The sequence below is a fragment of the Microvirga sp. 17 mud 1-3 genome, from assembly GCF_003151255.1.
Classification (GTDB): domain Bacteria; phylum Pseudomonadota; class Alphaproteobacteria; order Rhizobiales; family Beijerinckiaceae; genus Microvirga.
The window spans coordinates 2229605-2246714 of the sequence record NZ_CP029481.1; the positions used below are offsets into that span (position 1 = coordinate 2229605).

Sequence of the window (17110 nt, forward strand, 5' to 3'; positions counted from 1 at the left end):
AGCGATGAACAAGGCGGATCACTTTGAGACGAAGCCGCGACAAACCTAAATCGGTTTGAACGAAAACGGATCAGAAACCAATCGAAATGGCCCCCTTATTTTCCGCCGTTTCAGCCACCGCTTCAGATCTTTCTCAATCGAAATTCGCACCCCTCCCGCTCATGCAGCCCGCGATGAAACTGGCTGACGGTTACTCGCAGATTCGATAACGGTCGCTGGAGCCGTGCTTTTGAATGTCCACGTGCAGGTGATCCGCGTGCGACGGATCGGAGCCTGGACCGAGGATCGTCGTGAACCAGCCACAGGCAGCCCTCCGCAAGGCTGCCACGACACTCGTGTGGCTGGCGTTGTCACCGGGCTTGATACCAAGCCTCGTCCCGTCTGCCAGATCGAAGCCGGCAATATCGATGGCGAGGCCCGTGGCATGGGCCGACAGCTTGCCGGATGCGGCACGGTTCCGGTTACGGCATTCGAACCCCGGCCCTGTCCGAACTGCCGCGAGGTCCGCGCCCAGGCCTCCAGTCACTGTCGGAGCCGCCAGGTCACCGAGCCAACGGCCGAAGCTTTCGGCAAACTCGCAGGCCAGGATGGGCTTTTCCTTGAGTGTGACGCTCCGTTCGGATCGAAGCGCCACGGGAACCGACAGCAGGCGGACCGGAGCCGCGATCCGGCACAATTCGTTCTCCGTTTGCGGCGTTTCCACCTCTTCCAGAACGAAACCTGCCCTCCGCAAACGCTCAGGACAGGCTTGTGTAGCTGCTGAGGGTTCGGAATGAGGCTCGGAAACTTGAGGCAGTTGAGGAGCCAGCGGCGCTGCCGGGGCTGGTATTGCTTCGGCTGGCCGTGGAGGCGGCAAGGGAATCTGGTCGGACGCAATCGCAGCGGCGGGCAAGTTTATCGAAAGGAGGAGGGGAGAAGATACCTTCGCCCTCGCCTGCCCTGAACGGCATGATATCTCATCTGCACGTTTATAGGTCGCGCATGCAGGATCTCGACCCGTCTCGGCGAACGGAAAAGGAAGTTGCGTGTGAAGAACGTTGATCAACTCTTTGACAAGCTGAAGAAATCGCCTTTTCGGCGTCGATTTCACCTTGGCCCGAAGGAGCAAACCTATCTCGCTGAGAAAGGGCTCGATCGCATCCTCGACCATGCCCGTGACTTCATCGGCAAGCGTCTTGCGCCGGCCAAACCTGAGCGCGACGGGAAGCAGACGCCGTTTCGTGGTCATCCGGTCTTTATCGCTCAGCATGCGACCACCACCTGCTGCCGCTCCTGCCTGGAGAAGTGGCACGGAATCCGGCGCGGGCATTCTCTTCCGGTTCAGGAGCAGGACTACATCGTCGCGGTCCTAGAGCGCTGGCTTCGCGGCGAAATGACGGAACGAAACTGACCTCAACAGCATAGCTGCCCGTCGTTCGACGACGGTTGATCCCCATGGCGAAACGAGACCATAAGCAACACCATGATCCTTCGCGACTTCACCTTGATGCTTCTGGTCTGCCTGACTTGGGCGACGCATACCATCGTCAGCAAGATCGTGGTGTCGGGAATGGAGATCCCGCCCCTGTTCTATGCAGCGATACGGTATGGAATCGTCGCTCTCGTCACGGTGCCGTGGCTGTTGCCCGTCCCACGACCCCGCTGGCGCATGGCTCTCGTGGGTTTTCTCATGGGCGGAGGCGGCTTTGCCCTGTTCTTTCTCGGCATCAAGACAGCGACACCGTCGAGTGCCGCCGTCGTTAGCCAACTCGCCCTGCCGATAACCGCGCTGCTGTCAGTTGCGGTTCTAGGAGAGCGCATTCAATGGAAGCGGGGCATTGGTATCGCTCTGACCTTTGTCGGTGGACTGATCGTGATGTGGCATCCGGGCGAGCGCTTTCCGATCTCCGGTGGCTTGCTCCTGGTCCTCGGTTCCGCCTCCGTGGGATCGCTGGCGGCCGTGATGATGAAGCAGATCACAGGCGTGAAGCCCCTGCAGTTCCAGGCCTGGGTGGGCGTAGCCTCGGCCCTGCCTCTGGCAATCCTCTCGGCCAGCTTCGAAACGGGACAGATCACCCAGGCAGTCCATGCGGGCTGGCCGTTCGTGATGGCGGTGCTGTTCTCGGCTCTGGTGGTCTCACTCCTCGGCCACACGATCTATTACGACCTCATCCGGAAATACCCGGCAAATCTCGTTGCCCCGCTGCTCATCATGAACCCGTTGATGACCGTGATCCTTGGCATTCTCGTCACTGGGGATCGTTTCGACCTGCGGATGGCAATCGGCACTGCCCTCGCCCTGTGTGGGATCCTCATCATTACGCTCGGCGGCGGACAGATCAGGCTTCTGACCAAGCGGCTGGCCATGCGAGCGCGCCGGTGACCAGCCACGAGCGCGGGCCTAGCCGGTGCCGAGATCTGCCGCTATGGCTTGCCATCCTTTCAGAAGCAAAAGTGATCGATGGATCAGCCCATGAAGCCTTCCCGGGACATTTCCGGTCTTCTCGCCATCATGGCGGCCCTGCGGACACCGGGGAGCGGGTGCCCCTGGGACCTGGAGCAGACCTTCGCGTCGATCACGCCCTATACGCTCGAGGAAGCCTATGAAGTCGTCGACGCAATCGAGCGCGGGGATCTCGGCGACCTGAAGGAGGAATTGGGCGACCTGCTGCTTCAGGTGGTCTTCCATGCCCGCATGGCCGAGGAGCAGGGCGCGTTTGCGTTCCCGGATGTGGTCGAAGCTATCACGCACAAGCTGATACGGCGCCACCCTCATGTGTTCGGCAATGCCCGAGACCTGAGCCCGGACGAGGTCAAAGCTCTTTGGGACGACATCAAGCACGAAGAAAAGGCCGAGAGGAGGGCGGAACGTGAGCGCCTGGGCGTGCCTTCCGATGAAGGCGGCAAGGGATATCTCGGCGGCATTCCGGCTCCCCTGCCCGCCCTTACGCGGGCTCAGAAACTGACAGCCAAAGCCGCGAAGGTAGGGTTCGACTGGCCGGATGCCGCCCAGGTGATCGACAAGATCCATGAGGAGTTGGATGAGGTGAAGGAGGCCGCAGAGACCGGCCAGCCTGATCGCATCGAAGACGAGATCGGCGACCTGATCTTCGCCGTCGCAAACCTCGCCCGGCATTACGGGGTCGATCCTGAAACGGCACTGCGGCACACCAATGCAAAGTTCGAGCGCCGCTTCAGCGCCATCGAGACGTCCCTTCAGGAGCAAGGAAGGTCCCTGGACGACGCGAGTCTGGACGAGATGGAAGCTCTGTGGGTGGCGGCCAAGAACCGGGAGCGCGCTCCCGGTGGGTCATAAGACTTTGGCTTGAGGGAAGCGGTTCAGGAAACGAGGTTCCTTTCCGGCCACGAGCCTGACCTGAAGGATCGAATGGCCGGTCTCCGTGGTCCGCCGGTCGAGAATCTCCGTGTTCTCGTGAAGCCAGGCGAGCCCCTGCCCGTCCTCCGGCGGCACATCCACCTCGTAGCTCGACCGTCCGGCTGCGAGATGCTCCTCGATGGCCGTGAGCAGCTCTGAAATACCCTCCCCCGTGAGGGCCGAGATCAGGATCGGCCTCCCCTCCTCCCGGGTCCGCAGGGAGGTTGTCCCGAGCCGCTGACGATCCTCGGCAGAGAGTAAGTCCGCCTTGTTCCAGACCTCGATTATGCGCCGCGTATCGTCGGGGTCGATTCCCAGTTCTCTGAGCACGAGGGAGACGTCTTCCGCCTGGGCTTCGGTTTCCCCATGCGAGACATCGCGGACATGGAGCAGGATGTCCGCCTCGATCACATCCTCAAGCGTCGCCCGGAACGCCGCGACCAGCATGGTCGGCAGGTCCGAGATGAAGCCGACCGTATCGGAGAGAATCGCCTTTTCACCGTGGGGCAGGTCGATGGCTCGCGAGGTCGGGTCGAGGGTCGCGAACAGCATGTTCTCGGCCAGGACCTCGGCCTCCGTGAGCCGGTTGAACAGGGTCGACTTTCCGGCATTGGTGTAGCCGACGAGGGCCACGATGGGATAAGGCACCCGCCGCCGGCTGGCTCGATGGAGAGAACGGGTCTTTACGACCGTCTCCAGCTCCCGCTCGATCCGGCTCATGCGCTCCTGGATCATGCGGCGGTCAGCTTCGATCTGGGTTTCGCCAGGGCCGCCCAGGAAGCCGAAGCCGCCGCGCTGGCGCTCCAGGTGGGTCCAGGACCGGACGAGCCGGCCCTTCTGGTAGGAGAGATGAGCCAACTCGACCTGGAGCGTACCTTCCTTCGTGCGGGCGCGACGCCCGAAGATCTCGAGAATGAGGCCCGTCCGGTCGATCACCTTGGCGCCCCAGGCCTTTTCCAGATTGCGCTGCTGGACGGGGCTGAGCGCGCAATCCATCACCACGAGGCCGATGCCCTCGGCCTTGATCAGCCCTGCAAATTCCTCGACCTTGCCGCTCCCGATATAGGTTGCAGGCCTGGGGGCGGAGAGTGGCGCGATGAGGGAATCGACGATCTGGAGATCGATGGCGCCCGCGAGGCCGGTGGCTTCGTCGAGCCGCGCCTCCACGGGACGGGGATTGCTTTCCGACGTGGCGGATTCGGCGCCAACCGAAAACCGCCGCCGGGTCAGATAAGGGCCGACGACAAGGGTGCGTGTGCCCGCCGCAACCTCTTTCTCAGGTTCGGCGAGCTGCGCCAGACGCTGTTCACCCGGAGTGAGGGGTTCCGTCACCTCATGCCTTTTCGCTGGCCTCGTCGATCTGATCGAAGAGTTGAACAGGCTGTCCCGGCATAATTGTGGAGATGGCGTGTTTGTACACCAGCTGAGAATGCCCATCCCTGCGCAGAAGAACGCAGAAATTGTCGAACCAGGTCACTACGCCCTGGAGCTTCACGCCATTCACGAGGAAGATCGTGAGAGGAATTTTGTTCTTCCGGACGTAGTTGAGGAAGGTGTCCTGAAGGTTCTGCGTGCGATCGCCCGCCATTGAAGTTGCCTCGCCAGCCCGTCGCCGCCGATCTTGGCTATAGGGCCGCCACTATATGATTGTCCGCCCGGGGGCGGTGGTCGACCGGCCCGCTTATTACAGGGCGAACCATAAGGTTAAGCAAGAGGCCTTCCTCTTCTTATCTCGCATCCCGGTATAATTTCCCGTGGACCGTGGCCTATCCGCCAATCCCGAGCGACTTCAGCTTGCGGTGGAGAGCGGAGCGCTCCATGCCGATGAATTCGGCCGTGCGGGAGATGTTGCCGCTGAATCGCGCAATCTGAGCAAGAAGATATTCCCTCTCGAAGATCTCGCGAGCCTCCCTCAAGGGCAGGCTCATCAGCTTCTCGCCCCCTGCCCCACCCGGCGTCGACGGAACCAGGGTCCCGATCTCCGAGGGCAACATGTCCGCCGTGACTGCCGCCTCCGGGTCGCCGGACGTGAGAATCATCAAGCGCTCGACATTGTTACGCAGCTGGCGAACGTTTCCGGGCCAGTCATGCGACTGGAGGACCGCCATGGCGTCGTCGGCGATTCGGCGCTTGGGCAGGCCGGTCGCGGCCGAGATCTGGTCCATGAAGAACTCGATCAACTCCGGCACGTCCTCGCGCCGCTCGGCAAGGGACGGCACCCGGATCGGGACCACGCCGAGGCGGTGGAACAGGTCTTCCCTGAACCGCCCGGCGGCGATCTCCGCCGGAAGGTCCCGGCTCGACGAGGAGATGATGCGCACATCCACATGGACCCGCGTGGTGCCCCCGACGCGCTGGAAGTTCTGGTCCACGAGCACGCGCAGGATACGGCTTTGCGTCTCGCGGGGCATGTCGGCGATCTCGTCGATATAGAGCGTCCCGCCATGGGCCTCTTCGAGAGCGCCAACTCGCCGTCCGCGGCCATCATCGCCTTCCGTGCCGAAGAGTTCCGCCTCCATGGTCTCGGGCGTGATGGTCGCGGCCGAGAGGACGACGAACGGGCCGTTAGCCCGGGTGGAGAGGCCGTGAATCGTCCGCGCCGTAAGCTCCTTGCCGGATCCGGGCGCGCCGGTGACGAGAATGCGCGCATTGGTCGGGGCCGCACGCTCCACGGATTGGCGCAGCTGGTTGATGGCCACCGAGCGCCCGGCGATGCGGCTTGCCTGGACCGAGCGCGCACGAAGGTCGCGCACCTCGCGCTTGAGGCGCGAGGCCTCCAGCGCCCGTTCGGCCACGAGGACGAGCCTGTCGGCCTTGAACGGCTTCTCGATGAAATCATAGGCGCCGCTCTTGATGGCCGAGACGGCGGTCTCGATGTTTCCGTGGCCTGAAATCATCACGACAGGCAGATCGGGATGATGCTGCTTGACGATTTCCAGCACCTGGAGGCCGTCGAGGCGGCTGCCCTGAAGCCAGATGTCCAGGAATACGAGGTGCGGACGCCGCGCCTCGATGGAGGCCAGCGCTTCGTCCGAGGACCCGGCCGTGCGGGTCCGATGCCCCTCGTCCTCGAGGATGCCGGCTACGAGATCGCGAATATCGGCTTCGTCATCAACAACAAGAATATCAGCACTCATAGGCTAGCCCCCCGGAAGTCGCTTTTCGCGGAACCAACCGAAGTCTCTTCCGATGCAACATGTTTCGTCTTTGGTATCCACATTCTGACCTGCCCGCCGCGTCCATGCGGGTTGTCGACGAGGTCCATGCCCCCGCCGTGTTCCTCCAGAATCTTCGCCACGATGGGAAGACCCAACCCCGTCCCACCCTCACGGGTGGTCATGTAGGGCTCCAGGAGCCGTTGCCTTCCCTCGGCCGGAAACCCCTTGCCGTTGTCCGTCACCGCGAGGATCAGGTAGGTGGGGTGGGTATCGTCCAGCACTACTGAAATGCGGCCCTGACCGCGCTCTTCCTCGGGAACGGCGGCGATTGCCTCCGTGGCATTCTTGACGATGTTCGTGGCCGCCTGCGACAGGAGCCGCCGGTCGAACGGCGCCACGACGGGTCCCTTCGGAAAATCGTCCGAGAATTGGATTTCCGGATGCGCGATGCGCATCATGAAGACCACCTGGCGGATGGTCTCGGCAAGATCCTCCTCGCCGATGCTGGGCTTCGGCATCCGCGCGAAGGACGAGAACTCGTCCACCATCCGCTTGATGTCGTCCACCTGCCGCACGATGGTGGCCGTGCACTGGTCGAACACTTCCCGGTCGGTGGTGATGACCTTCCCATATTTCCGGCGAATTCGTTCCGCCGAAAGCTGAATCGGCGTGAGAGGGTTCTTGATCTCGTGGGCGATCCGGCGCGCCACGTCTGCCCAGGCGGAGGTGCGCTGCGCCGAAACCAGATCCGTGATGTCGTCGAGGGTCACGACAAGCTCGCGCTCCTCGCTGCGCACGTTCTCACCCGTGACGCGCACGTCGATGGTGCGCTCCTTGCCTTTGCGCGTAACCTGGATCTGCCGCTGCATGAGGCGGTGGCGCCCATGCTGCATTTCCTCCACGAGGTCGGCCACTTCCGGAAGCACCTCCGTGAGGGGACGTCCGAGCAGCTCCTCGGCGGAAGCCGAGAGGAGGGCCTCGGTGGATGGATTGACGATGGTGATGCGCCCCTGTGCGTCGATGCTGATGACGCCGGCCGACACGCCGCCCAGCACAGCCTCGGTGAAGCGTCGGCGGCGGTCGATCAGCTCGCTGGCCGCCGTCAGCCCGTCATGCTGATGGCGCAACTCCGAAGTCATCTTGTTGAAGGTCTCGCCGAGATGGGCGAGATCCCCCTCCCCGCGCCGGATCGGAACCTGAACGTAGAAGTTGCCGCTCGCCACCTGATCGGTCGCATGGATGAGGCGGCGGATTGGCGCGACGAGCTTATTGGCGAAGTTCAGCCCAAACCAGATCGCCGACAAGAGCACGATGAGCGCGATCAGTGCGAACATCGACGCGAAAGCCACCTGGATGCCCACCTTCTTCTGTTCGAGGGCCTCATAGAAAGCGACCCCGGCCTCGGCGACCGGTGGAAACTCGACGGCCCGGGGATCCACTTCCCGAGCCACGTAGAGAATGCGCCCCCCATGGGCCGGTAGCTTCAGGATGGAGCGGAAGACGTTGCCGCTGCGTGGCCCCAGACACAGGGCCTCCTCGCTCGCGTCGCGAAGATCCTCCGGAGTCGGGGGCTGCGCTCCCTCGATGGGTCTCGCCTGGAGCTTCTCGACCACGGTTCCGTCGGGCTCAAGCAGTTCGACCAGCGGGAAACCGAGGAAGACCGCGCGGGAATTCATGAAATCTCGGAATACCTTACGGTCGGCATCGTAGAGAACCTTGGCCCGGTTCAGGTCGGCAGCCATCAGCTGTGTCTCGCGGGCGAGCGTCCGGCATTGCAGCTCGCGATAGGACCGCGCAATCTCGACGGTATTGATCATCAGGTTCTTAATCGAACCCGTGAACCAGGGATCGAGGCCCCTCTCCAGAGTCACGGTCGCGACGGCCGCGACCAGGATCGCGGGTAGCACTGCCACAAGACTGAAAAGCCCGACGACCCTCACGTGGAGGCCGGCGGCGGCCGCCCCGGCCCGGCGCTCGCGCATCAGGCGCTTGGTCTGCCAGGCCACGATCCCCAGAAGCAGGAGAATCAGGACGCCGTTCAGGATGAAGACCCAGATGACCACGTAATGGGTCGGCGCAATCGGAGTCAGGCCGGCCAGAACCAGGAACGTTGTAAGCGCGGAGGTCAGGGCGAGCAGGACGGCCGTTGGGCCCAGCCAGCCGAGGCTGCGCTGGACCGCGTCGGTCGTCTGTCGCTGTGCCTGATTGTCCTGGCGTATCAAGACCGGTGCCCCGCTAATGAGGCGCATCGAACCGCACGCCATCCTGTTGGGTGATGCACCAACACAACACTGTGGTCAAATTATTACATCCGAAAGGGGGAGGTCGACGGCCTCACCGCCCGGCGGATCGGATCACCTGGAGATCGAGGTCCCGGACCTTCTTCCGCAGCGTATTGCGATTCACTCCAAGGAGCTCGGCCGCCCGGATCTGGTTGCCCCGGGTCGCCGCCAGCGCGGCCCCGATCAGCGGCCCTTCGATCTCCCGCAGGACCCGGTGGTAAAGCCCGGGTGGCGGCAGCGTGTCCTTAAAGTTCGCGAAATACTCGACAAGGTGCCGCTCCACCGCGTCGGAAAGTCCCTCTGCGGATTCGGCGTGGGCCGCCGCCTTCCCGGCCGGTTGCGGCATGGGAAGCGGCTGGGCATCCAGTTCCGCCTCGATGATCGCCCCGGTGATCGTATCCTGGGGGTAAAGGGCCGCAAGCCGGCGAATCAGGTTCTCGAGCTCGCGCACATTGCCCGGCCAGCGATAGCGCTTGAGCCGGTCCATGGCGTCTGGATCGAGCTGCTTGCGCGACAGGCCTTCCCGCTCGACGAGAGCGAAGAAGTGGCGGGTCAGGTCGGGAATGTCCTCGACCCGCTCGCGCAGGGGCGGCAGCCGCAGAGGCACCACGTTGAGGCGGAAGAACAGATCCTCCCGGAAAAGCCCCTGCTGGATCAGGACCCGGAGGTCCTTGTTGGTGGCCGCGACGATCCGGACGTTGGTCTTGATCGGAATCCGCCCGCCTACCGTCGTGTACTCGCCCTGCTGGAGGACCCGCAGAAGGCGGGTCTGCGCCTCCATGGGCATGTCGCCGATCTCGTCGAGAAACAGGGTGCCGCCTTCCGCCTGCTCGAACCGTCCGGTGCTGCGGGAGGTCGCCCCCGTAAAGGCCCCCTTCTCGTGGCCGAACAGGTCGGACTCGATCAACTCCCGCGGGATCGCCGCCATGTTCACGGCCACAAAGGGCCCCTGGCGCCGCTTGCCGTAATCGTGGAGGGCACGGGCCACGAGTTCCTTGCCGGTGCCGGATTCGCCCGTGATCATCACCGTGAGGTCCGTGGGCATCAGCCGGGCCAGGGCGCGGTAGATGTCCTGCATGGCCTGGGAGCGGCCGACCAGGGGAATCTCGCCCTCCTCCGCCACGGGCTGTGCCGACAGGGCGGTCCGTGGCCGTGCCAGGGCCCGACCGACCACAGCCACGAGTTCCTTCAAATCGAAGGGCTTTGGCAGGTATTCGTAGGCGCCGCGCTCCGAGGCCTTGATGGCGGTCATGAAGGTGTTCTGCGCGCTCATGACGATGATCGGCAGGTCCGGCCGCAGCTTCTTGATGCGCGGCAGGAGATCGAAGGCGTTCTCGTCGGGCATGACCACGTCGGTGATCACCAGGTCGCCTTCCCCTTGCGCCACCCATCGCCACAGCGTCGCGGCGTTGCTGGTCGAGCGGACCTCGTAGCCGGCGCGCGAGAGCGCCTGATTCAGGACGGTCCGGATGGCTGCGTCGTCGTCGGCGAGAAGGATCTGTCCGCTGGGCATGAGGGGCCTCACATATCGGCCTCGCGACCGTCATCGGCGCGATGCATGGGCAGGAGAATTCGGAAAGTGGTGCGCCGTGGCGCCGGATCGCATTCGACGATGCCGCCATGATCGCCCACGATCTTGGCGACCAGCGCAAGGCCGAGGCCGCTGCCCTGAGCCTTCGTGGTCACGAAGGGGTCGAAGAGATCGGCTGCGAGGTCCGCCGGGATACCCGGGCCGTTGTCGCTGATCGACAGCTCGATCGGCAGGCTGACCTTTTCGCGTGCCCCGGGGACCTGGAGCCTGACACCCGTACGGAACGCAGTCGTCAGGACGATCTCCCCGTCGCTCGAATCGATGCCGATGGCCTCGGCGGCATTCTTCACCAAGTTAAGGACGACCTGGATCAGTTGGTCCCGATTGCCGAGGACGGGCGGCAGGGACGGGTCATAGTTCTCGACGAAACGGATGTGCCGCGCGAAGCCGGACTGGGCCAGACGCTTCACATGATCAAGGACGCCGTGGACATTGATCGGCCCCCGCTCCACCGGACGCTCCTCGCCGAACAGCTCCATCCGCTCGACCAGCTTCACGATCCGGTCTGTCTCGTCGCAAATCAGCCGGGTGAGCAGCCGGTCTTCTTCGGCCGCGGATTGCTCCAGGAGCTGTGCGGCGCCGCGGATGCCCGAGAGCGGGTTCTTGATTTCATGCGCCAGCATGGCGCCGAGGGCGGTCAGCGAGCGCGCGGCACCGCGATGAGTAAGCTGGCGGTCCATCTTGTCCGCGATGGTGCGCTCCTGCAGCATGACCACCACGTCCTCGCTATCGTCGCCCAGGGGCGTCGCAAAGACGTCGACGATCCGCTCGGCCCCGATCTTTGGACTGCCGATGTCGACCCGATGCTCGCTGACGCTCGCGCCTCGTTGCCGGACATCCTCGACCAGACCTGTCACCGGAGAGCCGAAGGGAACGATGTCCGCGAGCCTTTGGCGCTGCATGACCCGCAGGCCGATCTCGAAGAAGGCCTCCGCTGCCGCGTTCGCGTGGCGTATCCGCCCGTCCGGGGCAACGGTCAGGACCGGCAGCGGCAGGGCGTTCATAATGAGATCGTTGAGGCCCGAGTTCACCGTCATGCAGCCTCCCGCACCTGTTCGGCGTAGAGCGCGCCGAGGATGTCGGCCACCTGCTTCGGCTCGTCCGAGGTGACGAGGGCGAGGCGCAGATCCGGCGAGACGTGAAATCCTGACGCGATGGCAACGTCCGCATAGGCCGCGAGGTGCTTTCTCGCATGGCGTATGCCGACAGCAGGGCCATAGAGGGAAAGCAGTCCCTCATAGTGTTCAAGGGCGACGGCTGTTCGTATGGCCGGTTCCGGATCAGGGATGGTCCGCCCTTGGAGGGCCGCGCCGACCTGCCCGACCAGCCAGGGCTGCCCCATCGCGGCGCGGCCGATCATCACGGCATTGGCTCGGGAGGCCGCAAGGCAGCGGCGGGCATCGTCGAGGGAGCCGATATCGCCGTTGGCGATCACGGGGATCGTCACCGCCGCCGAGACGACCGCAATCGCGTCCCAGTCGGCCTCGCCCTTGTAGAATTGCTGCCGGGTGCGTCCATGGACCGTCACGGCCACCGCCCCAAGCTCTTGGGCACGACGGGCAAGTTCCGGAGCATTGAGAGTCGCGTGGTCCCAGCCGAGCCGCATCTTGACCGTGACTGGGACGGTGGCGGCCGTGACTGTTGCGTCGATCAGCCGGCAGGCATGGTCGAGGTCGCGCATCAGGGCCGAACCCGCGTAGCCGCCGATCACGCGCTTCGCCGGACAGCCCATGTTGATGTCGATCACGTCCGCGCCGGCATCCTGGGCGACGTGGGCGGCCTCGGCCATCCAGCGGGGCTCGCAGCCGGCAAGCTGGACCACATGAGGCGCAATACCCGTCCCTTCGGCCCGCAGGCGGGCCTCGGCGGAGCCTTGAACGAGCTCGTCGGAAGCAACCATTTCGGAGACAACAAGGCCAGCTCCCATCCGGCGGGCAATTCGCCGGAAGACGGCATCGGTCACGCCCGATAAAGGCGCGAGCACGGCCGGGGCGTCGACCGTGACCGCTCCGAACCTGAGGGATTCGCCTAAATTTTGTTCACTGCTCATTGTGCTCAATGAATAATCAGAAACGGGGTCGATGCAAGTGCTCGTTGACGAAAAGCCAGTTGCGCGCTCGGCATGGCGGCGTGCGATCCGCCTTGGGCTCCGAGCGAATTTGCCGTAAGACCGCGACGCTCCTTCGACGGCCGCTTTCACGGAGAATTCATGCCCGTTGCCGCCCTTATCGTTGCCGCCGGACGCGGATCCCGGGCAGGCGAAGGCCTTCCCAAACAGTATCGGCGCCTGGGCGGGCGCTCGGTTCTGGCCCGAACCTTGCAAGTCTTCCGCTCCCATCCTGGCATCCGACGGATCGTCGTGGTCATTCATCCGGACGACAGGGCTCTCTACGAGGCCTCGATCCAGGAGAGCGGGCCGGCGGGCGAGCTCCCGCTGTTGACCGTGTCAGGAGGGGAGACACGCCAGATTTCTGTCCGGCGCGGGCTTGAGGCGCTCGAAGCCTCACCACCGGAAATCGTTCTCGTCCATGACGCGGCCCGCCCCTTCGTCGACGAAGCCGTGATCGACCGTGCCCTTGCGGCAGCTCGAGAAGGCGCGGCGGCCGTCCCAGGCATTACGGTCACGGACACGATCAAGATGGTCGGGCCGTGCCGGACGGTCACGTCGACACCTGATCGGGCAAGCCTGAGGGCGGTTCAGACGCCACAGGTCTTTTCCTTTCGAGCCCTCTTCGAGGCCCACCGCAAGGCCGCCGCGGCAGGCCTCCATGCCTTCACGGACGATGGAGCCCTGGTCGAGTGGGCAGGACATGCCGTCCGGGTCTTCGATGGCGACCCACGCAACGTCAAGCTGACCCACGATGCCGATTTCCACGATGCCGAAAGGCGCATGAGCGAGGGATTCATGACCTATTTGACCCGTCTCGGAACCGGTTTCGACGTCCACGCCTTCCAAGAGGGCGACCATGTCTGGCTTGGGGGCGTCCGCGTTCCGCACGACCGGGGCGTGCTGGCCCATTCGGACGGCGACGTGATCCTCCACGCCCTCACGGACGCCATTCTCGGCGCGCTGGCGGACGGAGACATCGGCACCCATTTCCCGCCCAGCGATCCGCAATGGCGCGGTGCCTCCTCGGACCGCTTCCTTGCCTACGCAGCGGGGCTGGTGCGGCAGCGCGGCGGCATCCTCGACCACCTCGACGCCACCCTGCTCTGCGAGCGCCCGCGCCTGGGACCGCATCGGGAGGCCATGCGCCAGCGTATTGCCGAGATCGTCGGCATCAGGATCGATCAGGTCTCACTGAAGGCCACGACCACCGAGAAACTCGGTTTTACGGGCCGTGGCGAAGGTCTCGCAGCGCAGGCCGCCGCCACGATCCGCCTGCCGGAGACGGCTCCATGACCGATGCGAACGACAACCTGGTGCCCCGAGCCGCCACGCTCATTGCAGCCTACGCCCAGCGCGGTTGGATGATCGCGACTGCCGAATCCTGCACGGGCGGCCTTGTCGCCGGGCTGCTCACGGAGATCGCCGGCTCCTCGGCCGTGGTCGAGCGCGGGTTCGTAACCTATTCCAACGCCGCGAAGGCGGAGGCCATCGGGGTGCCTATGGAGCTGATCGAGACCCATGGCGCCGTCAGCGAGCCTGTCGCCCGCGCCATGGCCGAAGGGGCGCTGGCCCGATCCCATGCCCAGGTGGCGGTGGCGATCACGGGCATTGCCGGCCCGGGCGGCGGCAGCGCCACGAAGCCCGTGGGCCTCGTCCATTTCGGCCTGGCGCGGATCAACCGGGAAACGGTTCATTTGGAGCGCCGCTATGGCGACCGTGGACGGGGAGAGGTTCGCCGGTGTGCCGTTACCGACGCGCTCGGTCTTCTCGAACGGGCCCTTGAGGATCAGGCGCCGGCCAAAGAGGACGGTCGGTAGATATCGTTCGCCCGCTCCTCGAAGGCCTCGGCGAATTTCCGGAAGGCTTTGTCGAAGACCGCACCCATCAGGAGCCCGAGCGAGAAGCTCTTGAACTCGTAATTGATGTAGAATTCCACGTCCGAACCGGTCGGTGTTTCGCGGAAAGTCCAGCGATTCTCCAGAAACTTGAACGGCCCGTCCACATACTCGACTTCGATCCGCAGGCGCGGATGGTCGAGTTCGACCCGACTCGTGAAGCTCTCCCGGATCGCCTTGTAGCCGACGGTCATCATGGCCACGAGGGTCTCGATCCCCTCCCCGCTCTGCGCCCGCCGCATGACGCGCAGATCCTCGCACAGGGGCAGGAACTCCGGATAGCTTTCGACGTCGGCGACCAGAGCAAACATCTGTGTCGGCGTGTGCTTCACCGGGCGGGTCGAGCGGAACGAAGGCATGTCAGGCGGCCTCTGCGATCGTGGACGGCAGACCGTCGGCGAAGGTTTTCACCTCGCGGGAAGAGCGCAGGACGATACGGTCCTGGTCCGGCCTGAGGCCATCGAGGCGGGCGAGGATCCCCGGTCGGAGCCGGGACGGATAGGAGAGGATGTCCCCGATGAAGGTCACGTAGTCCCGGTTGAAATATTCCGGGCAGCCCTCCGCCAGGTCCGGCCGCTCCTTTCGGTAGTTGAGGGCAAGCCGCCCCAGAGCACGCGGCAGGCAGAGCCAGGCGGGCAGGTCGAGCCAGACCACAGCCGTCGCACGGGCGAGCAGCCGGTCGGCGCTGTCGAAGTATTCTCCGTCCATGACCCAGGCGGGCCGCTCCGCCAAGTCGGCGGCCTGCCTGTCCCAGTCTTCATCAGCGGGCTTCACCCAGCCAGGACGCCAGTATTCCCGGTCGAGATGGACGAGCGGCAGGCCAAGCGCCGCAGCGATGCGCCGCGCCAGCGTGGTCTTGCCCGCCCCCGGCGAGCCGATGACGAGGATCCGGCGCATCGCGCGAGCCCTACCCCTTCGGCGTTCCCAATCGGGCCGCCTTGAGACGGGCGAAGTCCTCGCCCGCATGGTGGGAGGAGCGCGTCAGCGGCGTTGCCGACACGAGAAGGAACCCCTTGGCATAGGCTGTGGTTTCGTAGGCCTTGAACTCGTCCGGCGTGACGAAGCGGATGACCGGGTGATGCTTCTTCGTGGGCTGGAGGTATTGGCCGATGGTCATGAAATCCACCTCGGCCGAGCGCAGGTCATCCATGAGCTGGAGCACTTCGTTCCGCTCCTCGCCGAGGCCGACCATGATGCCGGACTTGGTGAAGATGGTCGGGTCGAGCTCCTTCACCTGCTGAAGCAGGCGGATGGAGTGGAAGTAGCGCGCACCGGGCCGCACCTTCAGGTACTTGGACGGCACCGTCTCCAAATTGTGGTTGAAGACGTCGGGCTTTGCCGCGACCACGACCTCGAGGGCGCCTGGCTTCCGCAGGAAATCGGGGGTGAGGATCTCGATTGTGGTCTTCGGAGAGCGGACCCGGATGGCCCGGATCACATCGGCGAAATGCTGCGCACCGCCATCGGGCAGGTCGTCCCGGTCCACGGAGGTGATGACTACGTGCTCAAGGCCGAGCTTCTCGACGGCCTTCGCGACATTCTCGGGCTCCTCGCGATCGAGCGCCTCCGGCAGGCCGGTCTTCACGTTGCAGAAGGCGCAGGCCCGCGTGCAGGTGTCGCCCATGACCATGAAGGTGGCGTGCTTCTTCTCCCAGCATTCGCCGATATTCGGGCAGCCGGCCTCCTCGCAGACGGTGACGAGCTTGTTCTCGCGCACAATCCGGTTGGTTTCGGCCCATTTGGGCGAGCCAGGCGCCTTCACGCGGATCCAGTCCGGCTTGCGCTGCTGGACCGGCTGGTCCGGCCGGTGCGCCTTTTCCGGGTGGCGGGGACGGTTGTCCTTGGTCAGAAGGTCGAGAACGACGGCCATGTAGCGGAACCTTGAGCGGAGGCGAAAGGCATATCCCGGATGACTTAAGGGTTTCGTTGTCCTTTCGCAAATCCCGCGCATGCATGGCCGGGCCGCGTCCGGGCACGGCCAGCCCGGCCGAGGGGCATCCGCGATCAGGTCAGACGGTCAGGCCGCCACGATCTGGGTGCTGTCGATGAGATGGACGCCGGCCTTCTTCAGGTCGTGCAGGGCGCGCTCCAGCGAGCCATGGGTGTCGATGGCGCGGCAGGCATCCTCGATCACATAGGTATCGAACCCGGCGGCCCGTGCGTCCAGCGCCGTCCAGGCGACGCAGAAATCGGTCGCGAGGCCCGTGCAGAAGACCCTCTCGAATCCCCTCTCCTTCAGGTAGCCGGCAAGCCCCGTGGCGGTCTTCCGGTCTGCTTCCAGAAAGCCCGAATAGCTGTCGATGGCCGGATCGTAACCCTTGCGGATGACGAGCTGGGCGTGGGGGATTCGCAAATCCGCCGAGAATTCCGCGCCCCTCGTTCCCTGGACGCAATGGTCCGGCCAAAGAACCTGGGTGCCATAGGAAAGCTCCACGGTCTCGAACGGCTTACGCCCCGGATGAGTTGACGCGAAGGAGGCGTGTCCCGGCGGGTGCCAATCCTGCGTCAGGAGCACGTGGCGAAAGGCCCCAGCGAGCCGGTTGATCGGCTCGATGATCGCATCACCGCCAGCAACCGCAAGGGCCCCGCCGGGAAGGAAGTCGTACTGCACGTCCGTGACGATGAGGATGTCGCGGTCCGTGGGAACGATGGTTGCCTGTTCTGCCATGGCCTTCTCCCCGAAGTTCGGAAATCTCTCAAAATAAAAGGGCAGCCGGTC

The 17110-nt window shown here is 64.5% G+C and carries 17 protein-coding genes; 5 read left to right on the forward strand and 12 right to left on the reverse strand.

Annotated features, from left to right (window positions below):
- Positions 1-190: 190 nt before the first annotated feature.
- Positions 191-703 (reverse strand): extensin family protein, encoded by a 513-nt coding sequence (locus tag C4E04_RS20880; protein ID WP_245416074.1) that lies wholly within the window; start codon positions 701-703, stop codon positions 191-193.
- Positions 704-1027: 324 nt separating this feature from the next.
- Between C4E04_RS20880 and C4E04_RS10580 the strand changes: the two genes are divergently transcribed.
- The 3 genes from C4E04_RS10580 to mazG all read left to right on the forward strand — a co-directional run bounded on the left by C4E04_RS10580 (position 1028) and on the right by mazG (position 3295).
- On the forward strand, positions 1028-1390 hold the full coding sequence (locus C4E04_RS10580) for a DUF4186 domain-containing protein (protein ID WP_109597420.1): 363 nt from the start codon (positions 1028-1030) through the stop codon (positions 1388-1390).
- A 72-nt stretch (positions 1391-1462) separates the two neighbouring features.
- Positions 1463-2362, forward strand: coding sequence for a DMT family transporter (locus C4E04_RS10585; protein WP_109597421.1), 900 nt, complete (start codon positions 1463-1465; stop codon positions 2360-2362).
- 90 nt (positions 2363-2452) lie between these two features.
- The gene (gene mazG / locus C4E04_RS10590; protein WP_109601008.1) at positions 2453-3295 is read left to right on the forward strand and encodes a nucleoside triphosphate pyrophosphohydrolase; all 843 of its coding nucleotides are present in this window, start codon (positions 2453-2455) and stop codon (positions 3293-3295) included.
- Here mazG and hflX read toward each other — a convergent pair.
- The 7 genes from hflX to dusB all read right to left on the reverse strand — a co-directional run bounded on the left by hflX (position 3290) and on the right by dusB (position 12436).
- Entirely contained in the window at positions 3290-4687 is a 1398-nt protein-coding gene (gene hflX / locus C4E04_RS10595; RefSeq protein WP_109597422.1) for a GTPase HflX, read from the reverse strand. The two genes, mazG and hflX, sit on opposite strands and share 6 nt — an antisense overlap.
- Position 4688: 1 nt before the next feature.
- The gene (gene hfq / locus C4E04_RS10600; protein ID WP_109597423.1) at positions 4689-4943 is read right to left on the reverse strand and encodes an RNA chaperone Hfq; all 255 of its coding nucleotides are present in this window, start codon (positions 4941-4943) and stop codon (positions 4689-4691) included.
- A 178-nt stretch (positions 4944-5121) separates the two neighbouring features.
- Positions 5122-6492 carry a sigma-54 dependent transcriptional regulator gene (locus tag C4E04_RS10605; RefSeq protein WP_109597425.1) on the reverse strand — a complete coding sequence of 457 codons (1371 nt, stop codon included), beginning with the start codon at positions 6490-6492 and terminating at the stop codon, positions 5122-5124.
- Positions 6489-8762: a PAS domain-containing sensor histidine kinase gene (locus tag C4E04_RS10610; RefSeq protein ID WP_245416075.1), complete on the reverse strand. Its 2274-nt coding sequence runs from the start codon at positions 8760-8762 to the stop codon at positions 6489-6491. Before C4E04_RS10610 ends, C4E04_RS10605 begins: the two co-directional genes overlap by 4 nt.
- 85 nt (positions 8763-8847) lie before the next feature.
- On the reverse strand, positions 8848-10308 hold the full coding sequence (gene ntrC, locus C4E04_RS10615; protein ID WP_109597426.1) for a nitrogen regulation protein NR(I): 1461 nt from the start codon (positions 10306-10308) through the stop codon (positions 8848-8850).
- Between the two features lie 8 nt (positions 10309-10316).
- The gene (locus tag C4E04_RS10620; protein ID WP_109597427.1) at positions 10317-11423 is read right to left on the reverse strand and encodes a nitrogen regulation protein NR(II); all 1107 of its coding nucleotides are present in this window, start codon (positions 11421-11423) and stop codon (positions 10317-10319) included.
- Positions 11420-12436, reverse strand: coding sequence for a tRNA dihydrouridine synthase DusB (gene dusB, locus C4E04_RS10625; protein ID WP_109597429.1), 1017 nt, complete (start codon positions 12434-12436; stop codon positions 11420-11422). The genes C4E04_RS10620 and dusB overlap by 4 nt, the downstream gene beginning before the upstream one ends.
- Positions 12437-12595: 159 nt before the next feature.
- Here dusB and C4E04_RS10630 point away from each other — a divergent pair, with 159 nt between their 5' ends.
- Together C4E04_RS10630 and C4E04_RS10635 are read left to right on the forward strand one after the other, a co-directional pair.
- Positions 12596-13789: a bifunctional 2-C-methyl-D-erythritol 4-phosphate cytidylyltransferase/2-C-methyl-D-erythritol 2,4-cyclodiphosphate synthase gene (locus C4E04_RS10630; protein ID WP_109597430.1), complete on the forward strand. Its 1194-nt coding sequence runs from the start codon at positions 12596-12598 to the stop codon at positions 13787-13789.
- Positions 13786-14313: a CinA family protein gene (locus tag C4E04_RS10635; RefSeq protein WP_109597431.1), complete on the forward strand. Its 528-nt coding sequence runs from the start codon at positions 13786-13788 to the stop codon at positions 14311-14313. Before C4E04_RS10630 ends, C4E04_RS10635 begins: the two co-directional genes overlap by 4 nt.
- Here C4E04_RS10635 and C4E04_RS10640 read toward each other — a convergent pair.
- From C4E04_RS10640 to pncA, 4 genes are all read right to left on the reverse strand, one after another.
- Positions 14283-14750, reverse strand: a complete 468-nt coding sequence (locus tag C4E04_RS10640; RefSeq protein ID WP_109597432.1) for a type II toxin-antitoxin system RatA family toxin — start codon at positions 14748-14750, stop codon at positions 14283-14285. The genes C4E04_RS10635 and C4E04_RS10640 overlap by 31 nt on opposite strands.
- 1 nt (position 14751) lies before the next feature.
- Positions 14752-15288: an AAA family ATPase gene (locus tag C4E04_RS10645; RefSeq protein WP_162559354.1), complete on the reverse strand. Its 537-nt coding sequence runs from the start codon at positions 15286-15288 to the stop codon at positions 14752-14754.
- A gap of 10 nt (positions 15289-15298) precedes the next feature.
- The gene (gene lipA, locus C4E04_RS10650) at positions 15299-16261 is read right to left on the reverse strand and encodes a lipoyl synthase (RefSeq protein WP_109597435.1); all 963 of its coding nucleotides are present in this window, start codon (positions 16259-16261) and stop codon (positions 15299-15301) included.
- Positions 16262-16408: 147 nt separating this feature from the next.
- Positions 16409-17059, reverse strand: a complete 651-nt coding sequence (pncA, locus tag C4E04_RS10655; protein ID WP_109601012.1) for a bifunctional nicotinamidase/pyrazinamidase — start codon at positions 17057-17059, stop codon at positions 16409-16411.
- Positions 17060-17110 lie beyond the last annotated feature (51 nt).

Bases quoted from the DNA above. Each gene is read 5' to 3' on its own strand.
- C4E04_RS10585 (WP_109597421.1), top strand. From the start codon at position 1,463: ATGATCCTTCGCGACTTCACCTTGATGCTTCTGGTCTGCCTGACTTGG.
- mazG (WP_109601008.1), top strand. From the start codon at position 2,453: ATGAAGCCTTCCCGGGACATTTCCGGTCTTCTCGCCATCATGGCGGCC.
- hfq (WP_109597423.1), bottom strand. From the start codon at position 4,943: ATGGCGGGCGATCGCACGCAGAACCTTCAGGACACCTTCCTCAACTAC.
- C4E04_RS10605 (WP_109597425.1), bottom strand. From the start codon at position 6,492: ATGAGTGCTGATATTCTTGTTGTTGATGACGAAGCCGATATTCGCGAT.
- C4E04_RS10610 (WP_245416075.1), bottom strand. From the start codon at position 8,762: ATGCGCCTCATTAGCGGGGCACCGGTCTTGATACGCCAGGACAATCAG.
- ntrC (WP_109597426.1), bottom strand. From the start codon at position 10,308: ATGCCCAGCGGACAGATCCTTCTCGCCGACGACGACGCAGCCATCCGG.
- C4E04_RS10620 (WP_109597427.1), bottom strand. From the start codon at position 11,423: ATGACGGTGAACTCGGGCCTCAACGATCTCATTATGAACGCCCTGCCG.
- dusB (WP_109597429.1), bottom strand. From the start codon at position 12,436: ATGAGCAGTGAACAAAATTTAGGCGAATCCCTCAGGTTCGGAGCGGTC.
- C4E04_RS10630 (WP_109597430.1), top strand. From the start codon at position 12,596: ATGCCCGTTGCCGCCCTTATCGTTGCCGCCGGACGCGGATCCCGGGCA.
- C4E04_RS10635 (WP_109597431.1), top strand. From the start codon at position 13,786: ATGACCGATGCGAACGACAACCTGGTGCCCCGAGCCGCCACGCTCATT.
- C4E04_RS10640 (WP_109597432.1), bottom strand. From the start codon at position 14,750: ATGCCTTCGTTCCGCTCGACCCGCCCGGTGAAGCACACGCCGACACAG.
- C4E04_RS10645 (WP_162559354.1), bottom strand. From the start codon at position 15,288: ATGCGCCGGATCCTCGTCATCGGCTCGCCGGGGGCGGGCAAGACCACG.
- lipA (WP_109597435.1), bottom strand. From the start codon at position 16,261: ATGGCCGTCGTTCTCGACCTTCTGACCAAGGACAACCGTCCCCGCCAC.
- pncA (WP_109601012.1), bottom strand. From the start codon at position 17,059: ATGGCAGAACAGGCAACCATCGTTCCCACGGACCGCGACATCCTCATC.